The organism is Streptomyces sp. NPDC058985 (genome assembly GCF_042740985.1).
In the GTDB taxonomy this organism is placed as follows: domain Bacteria; phylum Actinomycetota; class Actinomycetes; order Streptomycetales; family Streptomycetaceae; genus Streptomyces.
In genome coordinates this window covers 1-5,037 of the sequence record NZ_JBHYJX010000097.1, presented here as the reverse complement: position 1 = coordinate 5,037, position 5,037 = coordinate 1, and the positions used below count along the sequence as shown (strand labels likewise).

Genomic DNA, 5,037 nt, shown 5'->3' with positions numbered 1-5,037 from the left:
GCCGGGCAGCGGGCGGTGTTCAACCATTACGGGCCCAGTGAGACCACGATCGGTGTGGCCACCACCCGGCTGACACCGCAGTCGCTCACCGGCGGCGGCCCGGTCCCCGTCGGCACCCCCATCGCCAACACCGGCCTGTATGTCCTGGACCGCACACTCCAGCCGGTCCCCACCGGTGTCACCGGTGAACTCTACGTCGCGGGAGCGGGCCTGGCCCGCGGCTACATCAGCCGGCCCGCACTGACCGCGGAACGCTTCGTGGCCTGCCCCTTCGAGCCCGGGGTGCGGATGTACCGGACCGGTGACCTGGCCCGCTGGACCGGGGACGGGCAGGTGGTCTTCTCGGGCCGTGCGGACGAGCAGGTGAAGATCCGCGGGTTCCGGATCGAGCCGGGCGAGGTCCAGGCCGCCGTCCTGGCACATCCGCAGGTGGTCCAGGCCGCGGTGATCGCACGGGAGGACTCCCCCGGCCAGACCCGGCTGGTGGCCTACGCCGTGGCCGACGATCCCGACGACGCCGGCCGGCTGCCCGAGACACTGCGGCAGTTCACCGCCCAGCGACTGCCGGAACACATGGTCCCCTCCACCGTGGTGGTCTTGGACGCACTGCCCCTGACACCGAACGGCAAACTGAACCGCCAGGCCCTGCCCGCACCCCAGTACAGCTCCACCACGACGGTGAACCGGCGGCCGGCCGACGCGCGGGAGGAGATCCTGTGCGCCGCGTTCGCCGACGTCCTGGGCCTGCCGACGGTCGGTGTCGACGACGACTTCTTCGCACTCGGAGGCCACTCACTCCTGGCGGTCCGGCTGGTCAGCCGCATCAGGACCGTCCTCGGCATCGAAGTCGAGATCAGAGCCCTGTTCGAAACACCGACAGTGGCCGAACTCGCAGCCCGCCTGACACACGCCGGCCAAGCCCGGACACCCCTCACACCCACCGAACGCCCCCAACACCCACCACTGTCATACGGACAGCGCCGACTCTGGCTCATCAGCCAGTTGGAGGGCCCCAGCGCGACCTACAACATCCCGCTCCCGGTGCGGCTGTCCGGCGGAGTGGACAGCCAGGCGATGCGGGCGGCGTTCCGGGACGTGATCGGGCGGCACGAGGTGCTGCGCACCAGCTACCCGATGGCCGACGGTGAGCCGCACCAGCGGATCCTGGAGGTCGAGGACCTGGCGTGGGAGCTTGCCGTGGTGCAGACCTCCCCGGAAGACCTCGACGCAGCGGTCGCCGAAGCGGCGGGCTACGCGTTCGACCTGTCGGCGGAAGTGCCGTTCCGCGCGTGGCTGTTCGAAGCCGGGCCGCAGGAGCATGTCCTGCTGGTCCTGGTGCACCACATCGTGGGTGACGGCTGGTCGTGGGCGCCACTGGCCCGGGACGTCTCCCTCGCCTACGCGGCGCGCTGCGAGGGCAGGGAACCCGGGTGGGAGCCGCTGCCGGTGCAGTACGCCGACTACGCGTTGTGGCAGCGGGAACTGCTCGGCGACAGCCAGGACCCGGACAGTCTGATGTCTCGGCAGATCGCGTACTGGCGGCGCGCGCTGGAAGGCGTGCCCGAGGAGTTGGTCCTGCCCACCGACCGGGTGCGTCCCGCGGTGTCGACCTATCGGGGGCAGCGAGTGCCCTTCGAAGTGTCCGCGGAGGTGCATGCCCGTCTGCTGGAAGTGGCGCGGACCGAAGGTGTCACGCTGTTCATGGTCCTGCACGCTTCTCTGGCGATGCTGCTGTCCCGGCTGGGCGCGGGGACCGACATCCCGATCGGGTCGGCGGTGGCCGGACGTACCGATGAGGCGCTGGACGATCTGGTGGGCTACTTCGTCAACACGTTCGTGTTGCGTACCGATCTCTCGGAGGATCCGACCTTCAGCGAGGCGCTGGCGCGGGTACGGGAAGCGGGTCTCGGCGCCTTCGCCCATCAGGACGTGCCGTTCGAACGGCTCGTGGAGGAACTGGCCCCCGCGCGTTCGCTGGCGCGGCATCCGCTGTTCCAGGTGATGCTGCTGCTGGAGAACACCGCTCAGGTGGCGCTCGATCTGCCCGGCCTCGAGGTGGGCGGACGAGGCGTGGCCGGGGGTGCGGCGCAGGCGAAGTTCGACCTGGACGTGAGCGTCGGTGAGGTACTCGACGCCCATGGCGCACCGGCGGGGCTGCGCGGGGCGATGGTCGCCGCGACGGATCTGTTCGACCTGGAGTCGGCACGGCGGATCGCCGATCGCTGGGCGCGGGTGCTGGAGACGCTGGCCGCCGACCCGGGCCTCCGGCTGAGCGAACTGGACGTACTGGGTGAGGATGAGCGTCGTCAGCTGCTCACCGACTGGAACGACACCGCGAGCGGGACACCCGACACGACGGTTGTCGGGCTGTTCGAGGCGCAGGTTGCGCGCACACCCGACGCGACGGCCATGGAGTTCGGGGACCTCCGGCTGAGCTACGCCGAACTCGATGCCAGAGCCAACCGGCTGGCGCGGTACCTCATGGGCCAGGGCGTCGGGCCGGAGCAGGTGGTGGCGGTGATCTTCGAGCGCACCGTCGACCTGGTGGTGGCGCTGCTGGGCGTGATCAAGGCGGGCGCGGCCTATCTGCCCATAGATCCGGCGTATCCGTCCGAGCGGACCGCGTTCGTGCTCGCCGATTCGGGCGCCGTATGCCTGCTGACCAGTGCGAGCCTGAGTGCACGGCTGCCGGAGTTCGGCATCCACGCCGAGGACCCGGCCGAAGTCCCCGTCGTACTGCTGGACGCCCCGGCCGTTGTCGAGCGGCTGGCCGGCATCGAGGGCGGCCGCATCACCGAAGGCGAACACAGCGTCGTGCCGCGTCCCGAGCATCCGATGTGGGTGATCTACACCTCCGGTTCCACCGGTCGGCCCAAGGGTGTGCTCGTCGAGCACCGGGCAATCGTGAACTTCCTTGTGTCGATGCAGGACCACTTCGCGTTGAGCGCGGACGACTGCCTGCTCGCCGTCAGCACCGTGGGCTGCGACATGGCGGGGCTGGAGTTCTACCTCCCCTTCGTCGCCGGGGCGCGGATGGTGCTCGCTTCGCAGGAGCAGGTACTCGACCCATGGGCGCTGCGCGGGCTCATCCGCTCCTGTCGCGCCACGGTGGTGCATGCCACGCCGAGTCTGTGGCGCGGACTGGTGGCCGACGCCGACGACCCGGTGGACTGGACGAGGGTGAGTGTCCTGATCGGCGCGGAAGCACTGCCGGACGAGTTGGCCCGTACGCTGCTGGACAAGGCGTCGGCACTGACCAACCTCTACGGGCCGACCGAGACGACGGTCTGGTCGACCGCGAAGCTGACCGAGTCGACCGGTCGGGCCGGCACCGGCACCGGTACCGGCGCCGACGCCGACGCCGACGCCGTCAAGGGGGCATCCATCGGCCGTCCCATCGCCAACACCGAGGTCTATGTGCTCGACCCCGGTCTCGCCCCGGTGCCACCGGGCGTCGCCGGCGAGCTGTACATCGCGGGGAAAGGCATGGCCCGCGGCTACCTGGGACGGCCGGGGCTGTCGGCCGGACGCTTCGTGGCATGCCCGTTCGGGGCGCCCGGCGAGCGTATGTACCGCACGGGAGACGTCGTCCGGTGGAGCGTGGACGGTGACCTGGAGTTCGTGGGCCGTGCCGACGACCAGGTGAAGATACGCGGGTTCCGGGTCGAGCTCGGTGAGATCGAGACCGTCCTCGCCGCACATCCCGCGGTGGGGCAGGCCGTAGTGGTGGTAAGGGAGGAGACACCGGGCGACAGGCAACTGGTCGGCTACGTGGTGCCCGCCCCGGTCGCCGGGAGTGACCAGCAGGAGGAGCTTGGCCGGGCGGTGCGCGCGGCCGCACAGGAGCGCCTGCCGGGTTACATGGTGCCCTCAGCGGTGGTGGTGATCGACCGGTTGCCACTGATGCCGAACGGAAAGCTGAACCGCAAGGCGCTTCCTGCTCCGGAGTACGGCACCGGGGACGACGAGGGCACCCGGCTCATCACCGCCTTCGAAGAGCTCCTGTGCACGACGTTCGCCGAGGTCCTCGGCGTGGACACGGTCGGCGTCGACGACGACTTCTTCGCGCTCGGCGGGCACTCCCTGCGGGCGGTCCAGCTGGTGGAGCGGCTGAAGCAGCGGGGAGCGTCGATCGCGGTGCGCGATGTGTTCTCGGCGCCTACCGTCAACGGACTCATGAAGAGGATGAGCCTGTCGTCGGTCGCTGACTCACTGTCCGTGCTGCTGCCGATCCGGGAAAGGGGAAGCAAGCCGCCCTTCTTCTGCATGCACCCCGCGGGAGGGCTGAGCTGGTGCTACATGCCGCTGGCCCGGTACGTCTCGGAGGATGTCCCGCTGTACGGACTCCAGGCCCACGGGCTGGACGGCACAGGTGAACTCCCGTACTCCGTGGAGGAGATGGCCGCTGGGTACATCCAGCAGATGCGCTCGGTGCAGAAGACCGGTCCCTACCATCTGCTGGGGTGGTCCTTCGGAGGTGCCATCGCCCACGAGGTCGCTGTTCAGCTCCAGTCCGCGGGCGAGGAGGTCGCGGCTCTGGTCATCCTGGACATGTATCCGTACGACCGGGACCCGGAAGCCGTCGCCCTCGCGGAAGGCGGCGGCACACAGGAGGAGCAGGCCGCCGAGCTGGAGCGTCTGGTCGAGTTCGTGCGCCGGGAAGCGGGCGAGTCTCTCGGGGCGACATCGGACGAGGAGTACCGGACCCTGGCACGCGTCTACCGCAACCTCGGTCGAGCCGGGCTTCGCCACCGGTTCCGCCGCTTCGACGGGGACGCGCTCCTCATCGTCGCCGAGGAGGGCAGGGCGGAGGCGGTGACCTCCGGCGAGGTCTCCTGGAATCCCTACGTGACGGGGAAGATCACCGAACGGGGCCTCCCGTGTACCCACTACGACATGGCCAGGCCGGACATGCTCGCGCTGGCGTGGGCCGCCGTGTCGGAATGGCTGGGAACGGCAGGCTGACATCGGGACCGGCGAACCGTCCGGTCACCGTCACGCGGATCACACGTGCGCGGCGGCCGCGGTCTACTGACC

1 protein-coding gene is annotated in these 5,037 nt (G+C 69.9%); it reads left to right on the top strand.

The window, feature by feature from the left end:
- The first annotated feature begins 15 nt into the window (after positions 1 to 15).
- Positions 16 to 4,965: an amino acid adenylation domain-containing protein gene (locus ACFW01_RS38265; protein ID WP_384511462.1), complete on the top strand. Its 4,950-nt coding sequence runs from the start codon at positions 16 to 18 to the stop codon at positions 4,963 to 4,965.
- The last annotated feature ends 72 nt before the right edge of the window (positions 4,966 to 5,037 follow it).